This is a genomic window from Legionella sp. km772, from assembly GCF_003989735.1.
Taxonomy (GTDB): domain Bacteria; phylum Pseudomonadota; class Gammaproteobacteria; order Legionellales; family Legionellaceae; genus Legionella.
In genome coordinates, this window is the sequence record NZ_RZGQ01000043.1 from 1 (window position 1) to 19121 (window position 19121).

Below are 19121 nucleotides of genomic sequence, written 5' to 3' on the forward strand. Positions count from 1 at the left end.
TAGTTCTCTAGATCTTTTTAAAGAGCAATTGAATCATTAATTCATGCCCAAATCATAACACATCAGGGCAGGATTACGCACGCTCAGTGCTCACTAAAACAGGGGTTATTTGAACCATGCCACTTTTCGCGATTACTTTCCATAAAATGCTGACCAAGGCCTTTGACCTCAGCTAATTCTTCAATAGATTTAAAGCCTTGATGACTATCCCGATAGGCAATAATGGCTTCCGCTCTTTTTTTGCCAATACCTTTAAAAGAACCGGTGAGAATCTTAAGGTCGGCCTTATTCAAATCTATTTTCAAAGGGGTATTGGAAGACTCTGCGGCCGCTGGCGCGGCTTGAAGAGACAGCGATATAACAAAAAATGATAATAAAATAGCAATAAATCTTGCTTTCATGATTTTCTCCTAATTGTTGGACTGACGGCTCGTTCCAGAGCCGCAAATAAATATATATAAACTATACTTATTTGTCCATATAATTTTATTTATTTTTCAAGGAGAAACTATATAAAACATAGGACACACAGGCGGTTAATTTCCTTACCATATCCAAATGAAGAAACTCATTTGGACCATGAGCATTGGAATGAGGTCCTAAGACGCCCGTAATCATAAATTGCGCCTCGGGAAACTGCTCCCCTAGCATTCCCATGAAGGGAATTGTGCCCCCCTCGCCAATATAGGCTGCTGTTCTACCGTAATAAAGGTTTGATGCTTCATCAGCAGCTTTGGCTAACCAGTCCGATAAGATTGGGGCATTCCATCCTTTAGAGCCATCACCTACTTTAAAGGATACCTTTGCATTATAGGGTGGATTGTGGGTCAAGGCCTCTATCATCGCGGCGGCGGCTAGCTTAGGATCAGCTAAAGGAGGCAGGCGCATTGATAATTTAAGGCGAGTGTAGGGTCGCATAACATTGCCTGCATTAGCAATGGGAGGGAAACCATCCGCACCCGTAACCGTTAAAGCAGGCCGCCAGGTACGATTTAAAATAAGCTGTTGGCCGTTTTCTGTGAGAGGTTGTACATCTTGATGCCAAGGGAATTCTGAGTATACTTGCTCACCGAGTGCTTCAGCACATTGCTTTGCCTGCTCAATTCGCTCTTCTGGAATATCACAATAAAGTTGAGCTAATTTAATTTCTCCACTAGCCTCCTCTTCGATACGACTAATTAATTGCCGGGCAACACGAAAGCTGTCTGCAACAATTCCACTAGCACTCCCGGAATGAACACCTTCATTAATTAGTTCAACTGATAGCTCGCCTACGACATTGCCTCGTAGAGACGTAGTCATCCAAAGTTGCTCATAATTTCCTGCCCCAGAATCGAGGCAAATAACCAAAGAAGGTTTCCCAATGCGCTCTTTCAAAAGCTCGATATAAAAGGGTAAATCATAACTGCCACTTTCTTCGCAGGCTTCGATAATCATTACACAACGAGGGTAGGAAATGCCCTGTTGCTCCAAAGCACGAATTGCGGTTAAGGACGCATATGCGGAGTAACCATCATCAGCTCCACCTCGCCCATAAAGGCGACCATTTTTAATCACCGGAGTCCAAGGACTTAAGTCTTCATCCCACCCCACCATTTCAGGCTGCTTATCCAAATGACCATAGAGCATCACTGTTTCGTCAATTTGTCCTGGTATCTCTATAAAGATCAGTGGAGTACGTCCTTCTAAGCGAACTATTTCAAGTTTCATCCCGGTAGGAGCATGCAATTTACACCAGGAGGCGATATGGTTGACTGCTTGCTCCATATAACCATGCTCTTGCCATTTACTATCAAAATGAGGCGACTTATTGGGTATTTTTATATAATTACATAAGCTGGGTAGGATTTCTTCCTCCCACTGCTGGCAAACATAATCATACAGTCCTTGGGGATTGAACATGGGCTTGCTCCTTAATGATCGCTACTATTTTTTCTTCCGCTGATTGGATATTTAGGTTTTCAATTTTATCTTGAATTTCATTTTGATGTTGGTTAACCTCCGCAATAGCTTTTAATAGAGTATCCGCATTCAAAAGCTCATCTTGAATAACCACACTAATTCCTAGACCTTGAAAATAACGCGCATTTTGAATTTGATCACCCCTACTTACTTGGGCAGATAATGGAATTAAAACATGGGGTTTGCCTAAAGCTAGAATTTCATATAAAGAATTTGCACCTGCTCTTGAGATTACAATACTCGTTGCTGCGAATAAATCAGCTAATTCTTCATTAGCATAGTCCAACTGACAATACCCAGCGATTCCGGTTAAAGTCTCATCAACTTTACCTTTTCCGCATAAATGGATGATTTGAAAATCAGGGGTAAGCTGCTTTAATGCTGCCCGCACACTTTGATTAATAGAACCAGCCCCTAAACTACCACCAATTATTAAGATACAAGGTTTTTCTGCATTAAAACCACAAAGGGCTAAGCCTTTTTCTTTATTGCCTTGAAACAATTGTTGACGAATCGGAGTTCCTGTTACCTCAATTTTTTCTTGTTGTTTAAAATGCTTTTTTCCGGCCTCAAAAGTAAGACAAATTTTATTCACGAAGGGAAAAGATAATTTATTAGCAAGCCCCGGGCTCATATCTGACTCATGAGCAATAACCGGAATACGATTAAGCCAGGCACCGACTACGACCGGAAAGGCTACAAAGCCGCCTTTGGAAAAAACCACATCAGGTTTAAGCTGTTGGAATAGCCGAAAAGATTGGCCTATACCGATAAGAATTTTAAAAGGATCAAAAATATTTTTTAAACTAAAATAACGGCGTAATTTGCCACTGCTCACGGGATGAAAAGGGATATTAATAGCTTCAATCATCTTCTTTTCAATACCCTCAGCAGAACCAATGTAATTAATCGTCCAACCATCGCGTTTAAAATTATTAATTAAAGCTAAATTAGGTGTGACATGGCCGGCTGTTCCGCCTCCGGTAAAGACAATACTTGGACTCATATAAGTTCCCTAACTAATAAACTTAAATCAATCGCTTGAATTGATTTAGTAATTGCTCCTACAGAAATAAAATCCACACCACTACGTGCTACTTCCGCAATATTATCAAGAGTAATGCCGCCTGATGCCTCTAAAGAGCATTGTTTGGCATGATTCATTTTTACTGCCTCAACGAGCATCTCTTGTGTAAAATTATCTAATAAAATTCGATCAGGCCCAGCCTCTAAGGCCTCTTTTAACTCAGTCAAATTTTCCACTTCAGTTTCAACCAATAGCGTCTTACCTGCTTGACGAGCTGAATTAATAGCAGAGGCTATTGAACCACAAGATTTTATATGGTTTTCCTTGATGAGAAATGCGTCATAAAGGCCTATGCGATGATTCACTCCTCCTGCACAACGTACAGCGTATTTCTGCGCAAAACGAAGTCCGGGAATAGTTTTTCGGGTATCTAACAAACGGGTCGATGTACCTTTTAGCTTTTGAACATAATGATAAGTTTGCGTGGCCGTAGCCGATAAGGTTTGTAAAAAATTTAAAGCCGTTCGTTCAGCAGTTAAAATACTTCGCGCCTTTCCTTTGAGGTGGCATAATGATTGTGGTGTATTCAACCACTGCCCTTCTGCGACATGCCAATCAATGTGTATCGTTGTATCTACTTGCTGAAAAACTTGCTCTACCCATTCCTGGCCACAAACAAGCATAGGCTCGCGGGTGATTATTTCTGCCTCAACCCAAAGCTCCTCAGGTAATAATTCAGCAGTAACATCACCACCACCTAGATCTTCTTGAAGGGCAAGACGAACATCGGCTTGTACTTGTGCTATATCAATGTTGTTCAACTGGAGGTTCCTTTTTTAGAATAACGTGCCTTTAACAAAGGCGGGGCAATAAAGGTCGTAACAATAACCATCAAGACTATGGCAGAAAATAACTGATCAGAAACTACACCAAGAGTACGTCCTATCGATGCAAAAACCAAACCGACTTCCCCGCGAGGTAACATACCGATGCCAATTAATAAGCGGTCATCTTTACTATTTCCTCCTAAACCACTTAGTAATTTGCCTATTATCGCAGCAATAATTAAACCACTGGCTAAAAAAAGCACCTGTAGATTGAGGAAAGATTCTAATTTTACTTGAATACCAATCACCATAAAAAACATAGGGGCTAAAATGGATTCAAGAGGAGAGATTAATTGATGAATGCTGATATTTTTTTCTTTATGTTCCTCAGCACATTTTTTAAAGTAATTGTCATGAAGAATCACGCCCGCAGCAAATGCTCCTATTATCGCTGCCAATTCAACGAAAGAAGCAAGCCAAGCTAAAGCCATGACAAAGAGAAAGGAAATAAATAGTTTGACTTCCCAAACGTCCAAAAAGCTAAAAAAGGCGATCGCTTTTCGTAAAATCGGAGGACCTAAAAGAATAACACCTAAGAAAAAAGCTACTGATGCAAAAATTATTCTTACTACTACCATAGGGTCCACTGACCCACTAATAACAATGCTACTGACTACTGCTAGAATAATCAAACCCAGAATGTCATCGATCATCGCAGCACCCAGAATGGTCCTCGCCTCACGAGTATTCAACTTTTTCATATCAGTTAACACCCGCGCGGTAATTCCAATACTAGTAGCGCTTAGGGTAGCAGCGACAAACAAATCGGCTTGATAGGATGCAGTTGGCATTAATATACAGGCAATACCAAACCCCAAAATCATCGGAGCAATCACGCCAATAAGAGCAACAATAATGGATGCTTTTCCCGTGCGTTTTAATTCCTCAAGAGAGCTTTCTAAGCCCACCATGAATAATAAAAAAATGACGCCATAGCGAGAAAAAATATCTACAGTGTAGGCGATTTTTAAATAATCAATACCATGAGAACCACTTAAAGCCTGAGTAACTTGCTGTGCATAGACCTTATTGGGTATGACCTGAGCAACCGATTCCGTTAAAGAGATCCCACTCAACATATTCTTCATAATATCAAAAATAGAAGAGCCTTCCCTTAAAATGACCATTAATTGTAAGCCGCAAAAATAACACACATTGCCGAGCAAAACTCCCATTAAGAGCTCGCCGAGAACCCCTGGGAAATTAAGGCGATCAGCTAAATAACGTCCTATAAGAGCAAAGAAAAACAGGCTAGTGACCACTAAAATTACAGAGGCAATGGGATCAACATGCTCTGCTGTACCGGCATAAGCAAGTACAGGAGTAAGCACGAATAAAATCGCAGACTTAATTAAATAGTGCATGATTAATGTTTAGCTAAAAAAAGACAGGTTTCTAAAACCGAATCAGGATTTAAGGAAACACTATCTATTCCCTCTTTCATAAGCCATTGCGCAAAATCCTGATGATCCGAAGGCCCTTGGCCACAGATGCCAATGTATTTCCCTGCTTTTTTACAGGCAGCAATGGCCATATGCAACAAAGCTTTTACTGCATCATTTCGTTCATCAAATTGGGCAGCAATTAGTCCTGAATCCCGATCTAGGCCAAGGGTAAGTTGCGTTAAATCATTTGAGCCAATAGAAAAGCCATCGAAATACTCTAAAAATTGCTCCGCTAATAAAGCGTTAGAAGGTAACTCACACATCATAATAATGCGCAAACCATGTTTACCCCGCTCAAGGCCATGTTGCTTTAACACTTCAATCACATTACTGGCCTCAGCTACTGTCCTCACAAAAGGAATCATGATCTCAACATTGCTAAGCCCCATTTCCTCGCGCACCCGCCTTACTGCCTTGCATTCTAACGCAAAACATTCAGCAAACGATGAAGAAACATAGCGAGATGCCCCTCTAAATCCTAACATAGGATTTTCTTCGTGAGGCTCATAAAGAGCACCTCCAATCAAATTAGCATATTCGTTCGATTTAAAATCGGATAAACGCACTATCACTGGTTTGGGATAAAAAGCAGCAGCAATGGTTGCAATGCCTTCTTTTAAACGCTCAATGTAAAATTCAACAGGTGAAGCATAAGCTGCCGTTTTCTCACTAATATAATGCTTCAATTGTTCATCCTGCAGCTTATCAAAATCCAGAAGCGCATTAGGATGAATGCCAATGGTATTAGATATTAAAAATTCTAGTCGCGCCAAACCGACCCCTGAATTGGGGATAGCTTGGAAAGAAAAAGCACGCTCGGGATTACCCACATTCAACATGACCTTAATAGGCAGTTCAGGCATCGTTTCAACATCCAGGCGTGCACGCTCAAAGGGTAAAATTCCAGCATAGACAAAACCGGTATCCCCTTCAGCACAACTCACGGTTACCTTATCACCATCGCGAATTGTTTTAGTTGCATCACCGCAACCAACTACTGCAGGAATGCCCAATTCTCGCGCAATAATCGCCGCATGACAGGTTCTCCCACCGCGATTAGTAACAATCGCTGCCGCCCTTTTCATGATAGGCTCCCAATCAGGATCCGTCATGTCAGAAATTAGGACATCACCGGCTTGAACCTTATCCATTTCACTGATGTCATTGATAACTCGGGCAATACCTTGGCCAATGCGTTGGCCAATACTACGGCCTTCCGCTAAAATTTCGCTTTGCTGTTGTAAGGTATAACGCTCTAATACTTGTTTATTATCGCGGCTTTTTACTGTTTCTGGCCGCGCCTGTAATATATATAACTGCCCATTAGTACCGTCTTTCGCCCATTCGATATCCATAGGACGGCCGTAATGTTTTTCTATAATTAAGGCTTGGCGTGCTAATTGCTCTACTTCCTCATGAGTTAAAGAAAAAACCAAACGTTGCGCAGAATCTACCTCGACTGTTTTAACGCGTTGTAGTGAGTTAGGATCAGCGTTATAAATCATTTTTATCGCTTTAGATCCTAAATTTTTACGGATGAGCGCAGGTTTGTTTGCTTTTAAACCCGGTTTGTGGACATAAAATTCATCGGGATTCACCGCACCTTGAACCACCATCTCACCAAGACCATAGGAAGAGGTAATAAAGACGACCTCATCAAATCCGGATTCAGTATCCATAGTGAACATAACCCCACTAACGGCTAAATCACTCCGCACCATTTGTTGGATTCCTGCTGATAAAGCAACATCATGATGGGCGAATTGATGATGCACGCGATAAGCTATGGCACGGTCATTAAATAAAGAAGCAAACACCAATTTAATGGCATTTAAAACATTATCAACACCTTTCACGTTTAAATAGGTTTCTTGTTGGCCGGCAAACGATGCGTCAGGCAAATCTTCGGCAGTCGCTGAAGAACGAACCGCTACACTAAAATCATCATGACCAATACGCTTTACTAACTCTGTATAAGAGCTTCGTACTTCGCTTTCAAACTCAGGAGTAAAAGGCGTATTTAAGATTAACTCTCTTATTTCCTTACCAACGAGCGCAAGCTCACGCACATCATCAGTGTCTAAGGATGATAATTTAGCATAAATCTTTTTATCTAAACCCTCAGCAGATAAAAACTCTTTGAATGAATCAGCAGTCGTAGCAAATCCACCAGGAACTGAAACACCAAGTGAAGAAAGATGAGAAATCATTTCACCTAAGGAAGCATTCTTACCGCCAACTTGCTCTAAATCGGCCATTCCAAGCTGTGCTAAATCAATAGTGTGCTTACTCACTGTCATACCCACCTCAAATCCATAAAATGACTTCATTCTACTGAAATTGTTTGATTATGGGAATGAAAAACATCAATATCAGCCCTTCTTAGGGCTAAAGAAAACTCTTTATGAAAATTAGTTTCCCCAATTAAAGAGACAATCCCAGCTTTACGCATTTTACCCTCAACTAAAGCATTGGTCTCACAAAGCATCACCTGCACCGCTCTCTGATGTAAATCCTTAATGACTTCTTCTAAAGATTGTAAGCCACTTAGGTCTATAAACGGTACCCAACGAAAACGTAAGATTAGCACTTTTGGATCAGTATGGGTAATGGCTAAGGCATGTTGAAATACCTCTACAGCTGCGAAGAAAAAAGGGCCTTCAATAGTATAAACAGCTAAACCTCGGGGTAAAACAAAAGCCTTATTCTCTTGCACTTCCTGAATGATTTGTTGTTCAGTCATTTGCTGAACCGCAACACTTGAAGCCATACGTCGTAAGAAATGTAAAACAGCAATAATTACCCCTATATTGACTGCTATTACTAAATCCACAAACACGGTTAGGACAAAAGTCACCAGCAAGACGATCACATCCGCTTTCGGTGCTACACGAATAATTTTAAGGAAATGTTTAACTTCACTCATGTTCCATGCCACTACAAATAAAATAGCGGCTAAGGTGGTTAAGGGCACATAAATAGCCAAAGGCGCTAAAAACAAAATTATCAGCACTAGAGTTAAAGAGTGAATCATGCCGGATAATGGACTAGTTCCCCCGTTACGAATATTGGTAGCCGTACGGGCTATTGCTCCTGTTGCAGCAAAGCCCCCAAAGAATGGGGTTACAATGTTGGCAATGCCCTGCCCTATTAACTCTTGATTTGAATCATGCCGTGTTCCCGCCATTCCATCGGCAACAACCGCAGATAAAAGAGATTCAATAGCACCTAACATAGCAATAGTAAATGCCGGAGCAATAAGTTCAATTATTCTATCAATACTCAGTGCAGGCAAACTAAAATGAGGCAACCCTTGAGGAATACCACCAAACAAACTTCCAATGGTTGCTATCTCCGCCGAATGGTAAAAAGCTTGGAAAATAGTTGCGAAGACTAAGGCCACCAGCGGTCCAGGGATTTTTTTAAATCCTGGTACTTTATTGATAAATAATACAACAAGTAAAGAAGCTAAACCCAATAAAGTGGTGGGAAGATTTAAATGAGGAAGTGCTTGCACCAAATGCCATAAACGTTCATGAAAGTGCCCACCACTAGTTTCGGGTAAACCAAAAAAATAAGACCATTGGCCAATCCAAATTACTAAACCGATACCGGCAGTAAACCCAACAATAACGGGTATTGGAATAAATTTAATAATGCCACCTAAACGCGCTAAACCAAATAAAAGTAAGATTAATCCAGCCATTAAAGTGGCTATTTGCAAACCGCTTATACCGTATTTAGCAGTAATTCCTGAAAGAATCACAACAAAAGCCCCGGTAGGTCCTGCTATTTGTAAACGGCTACCCCCGAAAAGAGAAACTAAAAAGCCGGCAATAATTGCTGTATATAAGCCTTGCTCAGGTTTAGCACCCGATGCTATTGCAAAGGCCATTGCCAAAGGTAAGGCTACTACTCCTACAATGATGCCGGAAATAATATTGGGTAACCAAGCTGCTTTTTGAAATAAGCCGGCGCGATAAGATTCGATAAATGCATTCATAACAACCAACATTGCTGATAAATAGAAGCAATTATAGGCTTTAATTTAAAAAATTTAAGGGAGTATCGTAAAGAAACTATTACTTTCGCGGCGTAAAATTCTTGAAAATGCAAAAAAATCTAAATTTTGGCATTTAAATGTCGTACTTTAATTCACATATTGGCTATCATCTAATATCATATACTCTTTATAAACTCGGATAAACGCTCCTATGACACTCACCGCATTAAACGCCATTTCACCCATTGATGGTCGTTACCTTGGTAAAACTAGAGCATTAAGCCCCTATTTTAGTGAGCTTGCTTTAACTTACTATCGCTTAATGGTAGAAATTCGCTGGCTAGAATCATTAACAGCCAATGAAAGTATTTCGGATATTCCTTCGCTTGATAATGATGCGAAACAATTTCTTAGCGATATACTCACCAATTTTGATGAAATTGAAGCCGCCAAAATAAAGGATCTTGAAAAGCAAACGAACCATGATGTAAAAGCAATTGAATATTATTTAAAAGAAAAATTTCAACAAAAACCAGATCTGCAAGCGATTGTTGGTTTTATTCATTTTGCCTGTACCTCAGAAGACATTAATAATCTTGCCTATGCCTTAATGGTAAAGCAGGCCATTGCGCAAGTAATGCAACCCGCACTTGCTGAAATTACGGGCGGAATCACTTTATTAGCCAAGCAGCACGGTGATGCAGCTATGCTTGCTCGTACTCATGGACAGCCTGCCACCCCCACAACTATGGGCAAAGAGCTGGTTAATTTTGTGGCACGCTTAAAAAGACCCTTACAGCAATTAGCCGAAGTGCTCGTTCCTGGCAAATTTAATGGCGCTGTTGGCAACTATAATGCTCACGTTATTGCCTATCCAGACGTAGACTGGCGTAAGCATTGTGCAAACTTTGTGACTTCTCTAGGATTATCATTTAATCCTTATACAACGCAGATTGAGCCGCACGATGGTTTGGCTGAAGTTTCGCAAATTATGGTACGCATTAATAACATTCTCTTAGATTATACCCAAGATATTTGGAGCTATATTTCATTGGGCTATTTCAAACAAAAAACAGTAGCAGGCGAAGTGGGATCCTCCACCATGCCGCACAAAGTAAACCCTATTGATTTTGAAAATGCGGAAGGGAATTTAGGTTTATCCAATGCTCTTTTTTGCCATTTCGCTAACAAATTAACTCAGTCTCGCCTGCAACGTGATTTATCGGATTCGACCGTATTGCGGAATATTGGTGTCGCTTTCTCTTACAGCTTAATTGCTTATCATTCTATCGCGAAAGGCAATGACAAATTACAAATCAATAAGCAAGCATTACAAGCTGACTTAGATGACAACTGGGAGGTTTTAGCAGAAGCTATACAAACAGTAATGCGTCGCTATAACGTTCCTAATGCTTATGAACAATTAAAAGATTTGACCCGCGGTCAGGGCATTGATGCTCATAGTCTGAAAAATTTTATCACGCAATTATCTATTCCAGAGGAAGCTAAGATTCAATTGATTAAACTGACACCGGAAACTTATACCGGACTAGCTATGCAATTAGTGAAGGCATTTTCATGACCCAAAGGGAATCACAACAAGGACAATCCTACCAATTCGATGTGCTCGTTATCGGTACCGGATTAGCAGGATTACATTATTGCCTACAGCTGTTAGAAATGCAGCCTAGGTTAAAAATTGCTTTAATTAGCAAAGCAGAAACAATGGAATGCAATAGTCGTTATGCCCAAGGCGGCATAGCGGCGGTATCAACCCTTGAGGACACTTTGGAGTCGCATGTTGACGATACGCTTCTTGCCGGTGATGGCCTATGCTATCGCCCTGCAGTGGAGTTTATTATTCGTCAAGGTCCGGAGCTCATTAAACAATTAAATTCTTATTCGGTAGAGTTCACCCGCCTCGGTAATGGCGATTTCCATTTAGCCCAAGAAGGGGGCCATTCACATCGACGCATATATAATTGCGGGGACCAAACAGGGCTTAGTGTAACCCAGACACTAAACCTTCTAGTGCAACAAAAGAAGCAAATCCAAATTTTTGAACATCATATCGCTGTTAACTTAATTACCCATTACCATCCGCATCGAACTGATATCCAAGGAGAGGTTTTAGGGGCCTATATTTTAGATTGTCAACACAATCGTATTCATACCTTTTTAGCTAATTGTGTCATTTTAGCCACGGGCGGCGCTGGAAAAACCTATCGCTACACCACCAATCCTATGGTAGCAACGGGGGATGGTGTCGCAATGGCCTACCGCGCCGGTGCTCGGGTAGGCAACATGGAGTTTTACCAATTCCACCCTACTTTGTTACATCACCATAAAGTAAATAATTTTTTAATCTCCGAAGCCGTGCGTGGTGAAGGAGGTATATTGAGAAATCCAGATACCGGTGAACGTTTTATGAAACAGTATGCTCCAGAACACCTGGAGCTTGCAACTCGCGATGTTGTAGCTCGCGCTATTTTTAATGAAATCGAACAAAGCCAAAAAGGCTACGTACATCTCGATATTACTCATCAAAGTAAAGCTTTCCTGAAAAAACGTTTTCCGCAAATTTTTAATACTCTCTTATCCTTAGGAATTGATATGAGCCAAGATATGATTCCCGTAGTACCTGCGGCTCATTATCAATGTGGCGGGGTTTTAACCGATGTAGACGGGCGTACTGATCTGCAGCGCTTATATGCCATCGGTGAAGTAGCATTTACAGGTTTGCATGGCGCCAATCGTTTAGCGAGTAACTCTTTGCTTGAAGCCTTAGTGATGGGAGCCAATGCGGCACGATGTACCTTAAAAGACATTGCTCATCCTCCAAAACAGACAAACAACATTGCGGGTTGGAGCTCGCCGGGAGAAGTCAATAATCGACGAGCGAGTCAAATTAATGCCCAATGGCGTGGTTTACGAGGAGAAATGACCTCCTATGCTGGCATTGTTCGAACCGAGGAAGGCCTTAAAGATTTATTACAATTAATTCTTAAACGCAAAAAAATCATTGAAGAATATTATTGGAATCACTCGATAACCCGAGACTTTATTGAGCTAAGAAATATTATTTTAAATGCTAAACTTATAGTAATAGCAGCATTAGCACGACGAGAATCGCGGGGTGGACATTATCGCGAAGATTTTCCTCATAAAAACCCTAATGCTCGAGAAAGCATTGCTAAACTTGGGGTAATCGATAATACACTGGAGTAGTCTACCTACTCTATTTAATAACTTGATTTGGACTAGAGGCTATCATTAATGTTCAATAATTCCACTATTTATCAACCCGAAACTACTTTAATGCGGATCAGTAATGACATGAGTATTTGTCAAAGCGATTACCCCATTGATTGGTACCAAGAAGAGTTCATCCCTTATGCGGAAGAATACCAAGCTCTTCCTGATCGAAAACTTACTACCGTGCTTGAATGGATGAAGCCCTACCTTAAAAAAGCACAAGATCATTTTGGGGACAAATTATTATTGCTCGCTCATTATTATATGGGTGGTGATATAGTACGTTTAGTGGAGCAATTTGGCGGTAAGATCGGCGACTCTTATCAATTAGCTCTTATGGCTGCCGAGAATCCAGAAAAATCAGTTATTATTGAATCGGCTGTTCACTTTATGGCCGAGTCCATAAGTATCCTAGCTAATAAACATCAGCAAGTTTATATTACTAATCCCAAATCAGGCTGCACTATGGAAATGCTGGCTAAAGATTTCATGGTAGAGCCTGCTTTTAATGATTTAAATGAGCGCTACGACGCAGAAAATATTCTTCCCGTATGCTATATGAATACTTCTGGACGGGTAAAGGCGATGACAGGTGCTCAAGGGGGCGCTGTATGCACCAGCTCTAATGTAAAAAAGATCTTTCAATGGGCACAAAAGCAAAATAAAAAAATCCTCTTCATTCCCGATCAACATATGGGTGAAAACGTAGCCTACTGGTTAGGTATTAAAAATCTAGCCTACTGGCCAGGAGGTAGTGCTGGTGCGCAATATTCCCTTCCTGCGCAAGACGCAAAAACCTTAGCCCAGTTTGATAAGTCCGAGCTCATTTTATTTGCTAGTCATTGTGCGGTACATACTCATTATGAACCCGAAATGTGTGAATATTGGAAAGCACAAGCTTATACCACCATTGTTCACCCTGAATGCCGCAACGAGGTAATTCGTGTTGCAGATCATTCTGGTTCTACGGCCTTTATTTGGGATTATGTTGTTCATGACAAAGCCCAGACAAAAAAATATGCCATTGGGACTGAAAATCATATGGTAGAAAATCTCAAACAATATTGTAAAAACCTCAATATAGAGGTTGTTAATCTCGCTGAAGCACCGAAAAAGGATGAGGCAAAAGGGATTGGTTGTGGCTGTGCTACGATGTCTCGCAATGATCCTCCCCATTTGGTTGCGCTTGTTGATTTATTACGCCAAGGCAAAGCGATGCCCTATAATGAAGTCAAAGCTGGAGACGTGGTCAATGAATTTAGCGGCTTGCGAAACCGCCTACCCCATGAAGATCAACAATGGGTTATTGATAATGCCAAAAAATCCTTACAAATGATGATTGATATTACAGAGGATAGAATTTAAATGAGCTTTTCCTTGCCTCCTCTCACTAATGGGGAGAGGAAGCCTGGTTTTACTCTGATTCGGCAACTACAAATTCACATTCACTTAGGTCTTGAGTACATACGAAGCCACCCAAAGTATCAATCCAACGATAATCTACGCGTGCAGGAATTTTGGTAAGTACTGGCCACCAAATAGAATAACTTCCCACAGTCATACGATAAGTACAAGCGACCCCTTGACCATAGCCCGCGACTAAAATATTCGCTTTTACAAAGCGGGTATGCTCATCAGCCTGTGGATCGTTGGGTGAAAATGGATTAACTTGCCAAGGTTTTGGAACTATTCCCCATTTCAAAGAAGTGGTGTCAGGATCAGGACAGGTAGTGGCAAAACCCGAGCCGCCCACGACAAAGCTAGCAAGAAAGTAAAAAAATATCGTATTCTTTTTCATTGAGCTATTCCTATAATCGTACATTGAGTATATATCATTTTTCTTAGGGGATGTAGGTGTTGAAGTCTAAGCCCCCCTAACCAGCTAAACAATAAAAGGATTTTTATAACGCTCTAAATACATTTTTCCTAGAAAATAGGATGCATAATCGGTTAGATGGGCCGCATCTCTAAAAACCGGCACCTGGTTGATAGCGACCTTACATAGTCCATTTGGGCACAGGAGCGGTTGTGGATCAAGAACAATAAGTTCAGGGTATTTTTTTTCCAAATCCGCAAATAAGCTTTCCAGCCATTCGGGTTGAACCACTTTATAATCACAATCTTCCGGCTTATAAATGGTTCGTTGTTTCAGATGCTTTAAAAAACACAAATTAGAATTAACCTTAGGATTGAGTGGAATAGCCTTAATCAATACCGGCTTAGAACCTGCTTTTACAATAATCTCTACAGCACGATCTAAGGCCTGGCCAATTTGTTTTCTGGCTAAAGGAACTGAGAGGGTTTTATTGTGGTGCGTCAGTAACTCTTGCAGGTAACCATTCCAATTAGCAGCAATAAGAACATAATTATAATGATTATTTTTTATCAGCTCATAATAGTGATTAGTTTGCTTTTGACAGGTTTTATATAAGCCTTTTTTAAGCAAAAAATCTCGCTGATTTATGCCTGGCAGTGTCAAACAAGAGACGGTAGCCTGCGCAGCAATAGATAATTTTGCCTCCCGGGCAAATTGCTCAATAAATCGCCAATAATGATTGGAGAATGAATCCCCAATCATCAATGCTGTATGAGCACTATTATTTTTAACCCCAATAATACAATCTGGATGGAGTGCTGTTTCAGTAGATACTAAACAGCTTTCCCGTAACTTGCTGTGGTAGCGCTTTGTTTCGGAAAATGCATCAGTCACGTTCGAAAAACGAAGGGGAAACCCTTCTTGCTTTTTAATTTCATAAGCACCGAGATGGACAAGAAGAATAGGGACAACCAGTAAAACAGTTAAGGTGGAAAAAAGAGAAAGCGAGCTAAAATGTCGTGCCGGTTTTTCAATAAAACGCCAAGAACCATACGCAACAAGAAAAGTCGCCGCAAACATTAAAAAAAGCATTATTGAATTTTCTTCAAATCCTAAATAACGACTAAAAGCGAATATAGGCCAATGCCAAATATAGAGAGAATAAGAGAGTAGCCCTATCCCTACTAAAGCATCTGTAGACAATAACTTTATTACAAAAATAGAGGAATTGCCCTTATTGGTGCCAGCAAGAATTAACAAGGCAGTGGCAACACAGACAATAAAGGCGTAAAAATTAGGGAACCCCGTGGCAACCCCATTTAAAGTTGATATATATAGTAATGAACTTAATGCTAACAAAGTTATGACATTAGCCCAATAATGATTAAATGCCAAACGTGAGCGATTTAAGGCAACACATGAACCGATGAAAAACTCAAAAATTCGGCTAGAAAATAAATAGTAACTATAGGCTGCATGATTAAAAGAGCAATAGAGAGCTAAAGCAAAGGCCAGTCCAGTCACTAGATAAACTACCGTAGCCTGTCTTTTCTTGGCAACCCAGCGATGCAGTAAAAATAATAATAAGGGTAAAATAAGATAGCATTGCCATTCAATCGATAAAGACCAAGTATGCAGTAAAGGCAATTGTTTCCCATCTGGCGCAAAATAGCCTATGGTTGAATTACTAAAAAATACATTTGAAAGGTATAAAGAAGTTTTACGAAGGCTTTTACTGTATTGAACTAAGTCATCAGGTAAACAATAAATTAAAGCAGCAATACTTGTAGCCACTAATAAACAGATGAATACGGGTTGTAATCGCCAAAGCCTACGGCTATAAAAGCGAGCAAAAGAAAATTTTTCCTTATCTAGTGAAGTATAAATGATACCAGTGATTAAAAATCCTGAAATAACAAAGAAAATATCAACACCGATAAATCCTGAAGGAAAAAACGCTATGTCTGCATGAAAAAATAAAACCAACAAAATGGCAATAGCTCTTAACCCATCGATATATGGTAAATAATTCATACAAGTAGCTTACAAAAACAATCAGGCTTTATATCATAAATTAAGCTTAACAACAAAATTCAAGGATAATTAACTAAAGCCATTGTTAGAATCTATTTCTTTGTTATAATGGCAAGGCAATGCCGGGGTGGCGGAATTGGTAGACGCGGCGGATTCAAAATCCGCTGGTGGTGACATCATGTCGGTTCGAGTCCGACCCTCGGTACCAATTAAAACTTTTTTAACAGTTCTCATTGGTTCACAATGGCAGATAATTTGGGTCTTTCCCATTTAAGAGGCAGCGATAATCACCCGCAGAACACCTTAACCCGCACTCGATAATTTTCAAAATTCCTAAACCCATAAGCCCGTCGTTGTATTAGTTTCCTCTTTCGATGAATGCCTTCTGTTTTTTCATTTGATTTAGTAAACCGCCACATTCTAGCTATGGTGCTCCATATAAGACGTTAATACCAAAGTCCTATGAGTTCGCCAAGTCGTGCGTTTATGCTTATTAATACCAGGACCGTAGCAACTGTCTTGAATTAAAATTCAAGACAGTTGCTACAATAATTTATTGATTTATAGTGTAATAATACAGACTTCTTCTTCTCAAATCATTCCCAACTATGCGTTATTTTTCGCAGCCAACTGCCTAATTAGCTCAAGCTGTGTTTCAAACAGCTCGCGGAAATTCTATCCAAAAGGTAGTTCCTTCGTTTAATTGCGTTTCAAAACCGATAGCTCCATTCATTCGCTCAACAATTTGTTTACTAATATTCAACCCCAATCCACTCCCCCCTTTTTCTCTCGCTAGAGAGGTATTTTCTTGCGAAAATTTGCCAAAAATTCTTGATTTAAATTCCTGACTAATCCCACAGCCATAATCTCTAATGGAAATCCGCACTTTATCATCTGTGGCAGTAATAATTACATCAATAACTCCATTGGGCTTAGAAAACTTTGCTGCATTAGAAAGCTAATTGGATAATACTTGGGCATAGCGAGAACTATCTATTGCAATTACAAGATCCTCGGGTATAGGATTAAGGTTGATTACAGTATTAAACCTTTGTGCGTAAGCTTTATTTACTTCTACAACGTTTGGAGTTATTTCTTTGAGGTCTAGTTTTTCTAAGTTAAATTTCATCAAACCCGACGATATTTTATCAATATCTAAAATATCATTAATTAAAACTATTAAGCATTTACTGTTTTCATGAGCGATGTGGAAGAGCTTTCTAACCTTATCAGGGACTTCATTTCCATAAAGGCCTAGAATAAGATCTAAAGACCCGCGAATAGACGTGATGGGTGTACGTAATTCATGGCTGGCAATAGAGATAAACTCATTTTTCATCTGCTCCTCTTCTTTTCTTTGGGTTATATCATGGATGGAGGCTACCACCATTTCTTTTTCATTGACGCTAAATATTCCAACATCGAGGTCAATAGTGAAAAGGCTGCCGTCTTTATGTCGCGCCCTTACTTCGCTACTTAATTTCGCTTCATGGGATCCTCTAACTTTATTCAGGGATTGCCAATAATTATCATCACTGGGATGGCAGAGTGTAACCATGAGCAAATTGATATTTTTCCCGATAATCTCATCTGATTTATAACCAAAAATTTGCTCAGCTGAGGGGTTAAAATTTTCAATAATTCCCTTTGGGTTAATAGTAATAATGCCGTCTTTAACAGTAGACAAAATCGCGTTAGTGTACGCTGCTCTCTCCACCTCTTCCTGATTAAGCCAGTGTTTCCTTGCATAAACAAACACAGCCAATGAGAGGGTCATTGCTAAAAGCAAAGCCAAGAGCATTATTAAGCGATAAAATTTATACTGTTCAATCCGTTTTTGTAAATCCCAATCCAATTGCTGGGCTAAATTATTGTAAATATGCGCTAAAATAGCGATCGAATTAGTTACCTCCACAGAAACAGTATTTTGCTTATACGCATTGATATTATTTATAGCTTCAGTGATAGAAAGGTTTGTGTCCTGTAAGGAACTTAGCCCCTTTTGGACATAATCAACTACTGATTGGGGGACTTTTTCTGAAATAATATTAGCGGCGTAGGCATAGAATGTAATCCATTTGGTTAACTCACCATTTCTTGCCAGGATATTCTGCGCCTCATGGACAGTAAATTGCTTATCCGCAAGTATTATCGCAAGATTGTTGTAAATGGAGTCTAGGGCATCTTCCATATTCGGAAGAACGAGAACCATAAGGTTAATCAAGTAATAACTATTGCGTTCAGGATCTAGGATTAGATTTGATTGCGTTGCCGTTTCATTCATGAGCTCAGATAGAGCTAGCTTAGCTTTAGCTTGATCAGTTGATGTGGGGTTAATAAGGGTATTGATAAGGAGTTTTTTTGTCCTAGGCCATTTATTTAAAACTCCTATGGCATCCATCTGCCGGCCCAAACCGTCTATTTGTTTAATATACGAATCAAGGGCTGAGCCTTCTAATTTCCCCCGCTTAGACTGTTGAGCTTGTTGGATGGCAATAGATAGCTTAAATAATGTTTTATGGATGTTAAGGCCTAGCTGTTCCTTTTCAATAAATTGTATCGATTTATTACTATTAACTCATGTTACGCACATAAACTTGTAGTTTGACTAAAAAGCATTAGAATTCCGCCCTTAATTTTAGGGAGGGAATTAAATGGATATGCTTGATCTTTATAGTGATTATTTGATTTT

13 protein-coding genes, 1 tRNA gene and 2 pseudogenes are annotated in these 19121 nt (G+C 39.9%); 4 read left to right on the forward strand and 12 right to left on the reverse strand.

Annotated features, from left to right (window positions below; genetic code table 11):
* Positions 1–83 precede the first annotated feature (83 nt).
* The 7 genes from ELY15_RS06620 to ELY15_RS06650 form a co-directional block, all read right to left on the reverse strand.
* Positions 84–401, reverse strand: a complete 318-nt coding sequence (locus ELY15_RS06620; RefSeq protein WP_127098878.1) for a helix-hairpin-helix domain-containing protein — start codon at positions 399–401, stop codon at positions 84–86.
* An 85-nt stretch (positions 402–486) separates the two neighbouring features.
* Positions 487–1902, reverse strand: coding sequence for a M20 family metallopeptidase (locus ELY15_RS06625; protein ID WP_127098879.1), 1416 nt, complete (start codon positions 1900–1902; stop codon positions 487–489).
* Entirely contained in the window at positions 1877–2968 is a 1092-nt protein-coding gene (locus ELY15_RS06630) for an undecaprenyldiphospho-muramoylpentapeptide beta-N-acetylglucosaminyltransferase (protein ID WP_127098880.1), read from the reverse strand. The genes ELY15_RS06625 and ELY15_RS06630 overlap by 26 nt, the downstream gene beginning before the upstream one ends.
* Positions 2965–3810, reverse strand: a complete 846-nt coding sequence (nadC, locus tag ELY15_RS06635; RefSeq protein ID WP_127098881.1) for a carboxylating nicotinate-nucleotide diphosphorylase — start codon at positions 3808–3810, stop codon at positions 2965–2967. Before nadC ends, ELY15_RS06630 begins: the two co-directional genes overlap by 4 nt.
* Positions 3807–5240: a cation:proton antiporter gene (locus ELY15_RS06640; protein WP_127098882.1), complete on the reverse strand. Its 1434-nt coding sequence runs from the start codon at positions 5238–5240 to the stop codon at positions 3807–3809. Before ELY15_RS06640 ends, nadC begins: the two co-directional genes overlap by 4 nt.
* Positions 5241–5242: 2 nt before the next feature.
* Positions 5243–7621 carry a phosphoenolpyruvate synthase gene (ppsA, locus tag ELY15_RS06645; RefSeq protein WP_127098891.1) on the reverse strand — a complete coding sequence of 793 codons (2379 nt, stop codon included), beginning with the start codon at positions 7619–7621 and terminating at the stop codon, positions 5243–5245.
* 26 nt (positions 7622–7647) lie between these two features.
* Positions 7648–9324, reverse strand: a complete 1677-nt coding sequence (locus ELY15_RS06650; protein ID WP_127098883.1) for a SulP family inorganic anion transporter — start codon at positions 9322–9324, stop codon at positions 7648–7650.
* A gap of 211 nt (positions 9325–9535) precedes the next feature.
* Between ELY15_RS06650 and purB the strand changes: the two genes are divergently transcribed.
* Genes purB through nadA form a run of 3 tightly spaced genes read left to right on the forward strand, consistent with a single transcriptional unit; the run spans position 9536 to position 13944 of the window.
* Complete coding sequence (gene purB, locus ELY15_RS06655; RefSeq protein ID WP_127098884.1) at positions 9536–10906, forward strand: adenylosuccinate lyase; 1371 nt, start codon at positions 9536–9538, stop codon at positions 10904–10906.
* Positions 10903–12552: an L-aspartate oxidase gene (gene nadB, locus ELY15_RS06660; RefSeq protein ID WP_127098885.1), complete on the forward strand. Its 1650-nt coding sequence runs from the start codon at positions 10903–10905 to the stop codon at positions 12550–12552. Before purB ends, nadB begins: the two co-directional genes overlap by 4 nt.
* Positions 12553–12600: 48 nt before the next feature.
* Positions 12601–13944 (forward strand): quinolinate synthase NadA, encoded by a 1344-nt coding sequence (gene nadA / locus ELY15_RS06665; RefSeq protein WP_127098886.1) that lies wholly within the window; start codon positions 12601–12603, stop codon positions 13942–13944.
* A gap of 49 nt (positions 13945–13993) precedes the next feature.
* Here nadA and ELY15_RS06670 read toward each other — a convergent pair whose 3' ends face one another.
* Together ELY15_RS06670 and ELY15_RS06675 are read right to left on the reverse strand one after the other, a co-directional pair.
* Positions 13994–14377, reverse strand: a complete 384-nt coding sequence (locus tag ELY15_RS06670) for a DUF3757 domain-containing protein (RefSeq protein ID WP_127098887.1) — start codon at positions 14375–14377, stop codon at positions 13994–13996.
* 84 nt (positions 14378–14461) lie between these two features.
* On the reverse strand, positions 14462–16429 hold the full coding sequence (locus ELY15_RS06675) for an acyltransferase family protein (RefSeq protein WP_127098888.1): 1968 nt from the start codon (positions 16427–16429) through the stop codon (positions 14462–14464).
* Between the two features lie 121 nt (positions 16430–16550).
* On the opposite strand from ELY15_RS06675, the gene ELY15_RS06680 reads away from it, so the two are divergent.
* Positions 16551–16637: transfer RNA gene (locus tag ELY15_RS06680), tRNA-Leu, on the forward strand.
* 79 nt (positions 16638–16716) lie between these two features.
* Here ELY15_RS06680 and ELY15_RS06685 read toward each other — a convergent pair.
* The 3 genes and pseudogenes from ELY15_RS06685 to ELY15_RS06695 form a co-directional block, all read right to left on the reverse strand.
* Positions 16717–16857 (reverse strand): annotated as a pseudogene (locus ELY15_RS06685) (transposase); the annotation flags it as partial.
* 227 nt (positions 16858–17084) lie between these two features.
* Positions 17085–17375, reverse strand: a pseudogene (locus tag ELY15_RS06690) (sensor histidine kinase); the annotation flags it as partial.
* A 12-nt stretch (positions 17376–17387) separates the two neighbouring features.
* Positions 17388–18830, reverse strand: coding sequence for a PAS domain S-box protein (locus ELY15_RS06695; protein WP_127098890.1), 1443 nt, complete (start codon positions 18828–18830; stop codon positions 17388–17390).
* Positions 18831–19121 lie beyond the last annotated feature (291 nt).

Bases quoted from the DNA above. Each gene is read 5' to 3' on its own strand.
- ELY15_RS06675 (WP_127098888.1), bottom strand. From the start codon at position 16,429: ATGAATTATTTACCATATATCGATGGGTTAAGAGCTATTGCCATTTTG.
- ELY15_RS06650 (WP_127098883.1), bottom strand. From the start codon at position 9,324: ATGAATGCATTTATCGAATCTTATCGCGCCGGCTTATTTCAAAAAGCA.
- ELY15_RS06630 (WP_127098880.1), bottom strand. From the start codon at position 2,968: ATGAGTCCAAGTATTGTCTTTACCGGAGGCGGAACAGCCGGCCATGTC.
- ELY15_RS06640 (WP_127098882.1), bottom strand. From the start codon at position 5,240: ATGCACTATTTAATTAAGTCTGCGATTTTATTCGTGCTTACTCCTGTA.
- ELY15_RS06670 (WP_127098887.1), bottom strand. From the start codon at position 14,377: ATGAAAAAGAATACGATATTTTTTTACTTTCTTGCTAGCTTTGTCGTG.
- purB (WP_127098884.1), top strand. From the start codon at position 9,536: ATGACACTCACCGCATTAAACGCCATTTCACCCATTGATGGTCGTTAC.
- ELY15_RS06620 (WP_127098878.1), bottom strand. From the start codon at position 401: ATGAAAGCAAGATTTATTGCTATTTTATTATCATTTTTTGTTATATCG.
- nadA (WP_127098886.1), top strand. From the start codon at position 12,601: ATGTTCAATAATTCCACTATTTATCAACCCGAAACTACTTTAATGCGG.
- ELY15_RS06695 (WP_127098890.1), bottom strand. From the start codon at position 18,830: ATGGATGCCATAGGAGTTTTAAATAAATGGCCTAGGACAAAAAAACTC.
- ELY15_RS06625 (WP_127098879.1), bottom strand. From the start codon at position 1,902: ATGTTCAATCCCCAAGGACTGTATGATTATGTTTGCCAGCAGTGGGAG.
- ppsA (WP_127098891.1), bottom strand. From the start codon at position 7,621: ATGACAGTGAGTAAGCACACTATTGATTTAGCACAGCTTGGAATGGCC.
- nadB (WP_127098885.1), top strand. From the start codon at position 10,903: ATGACCCAAAGGGAATCACAACAAGGACAATCCTACCAATTCGATGTG.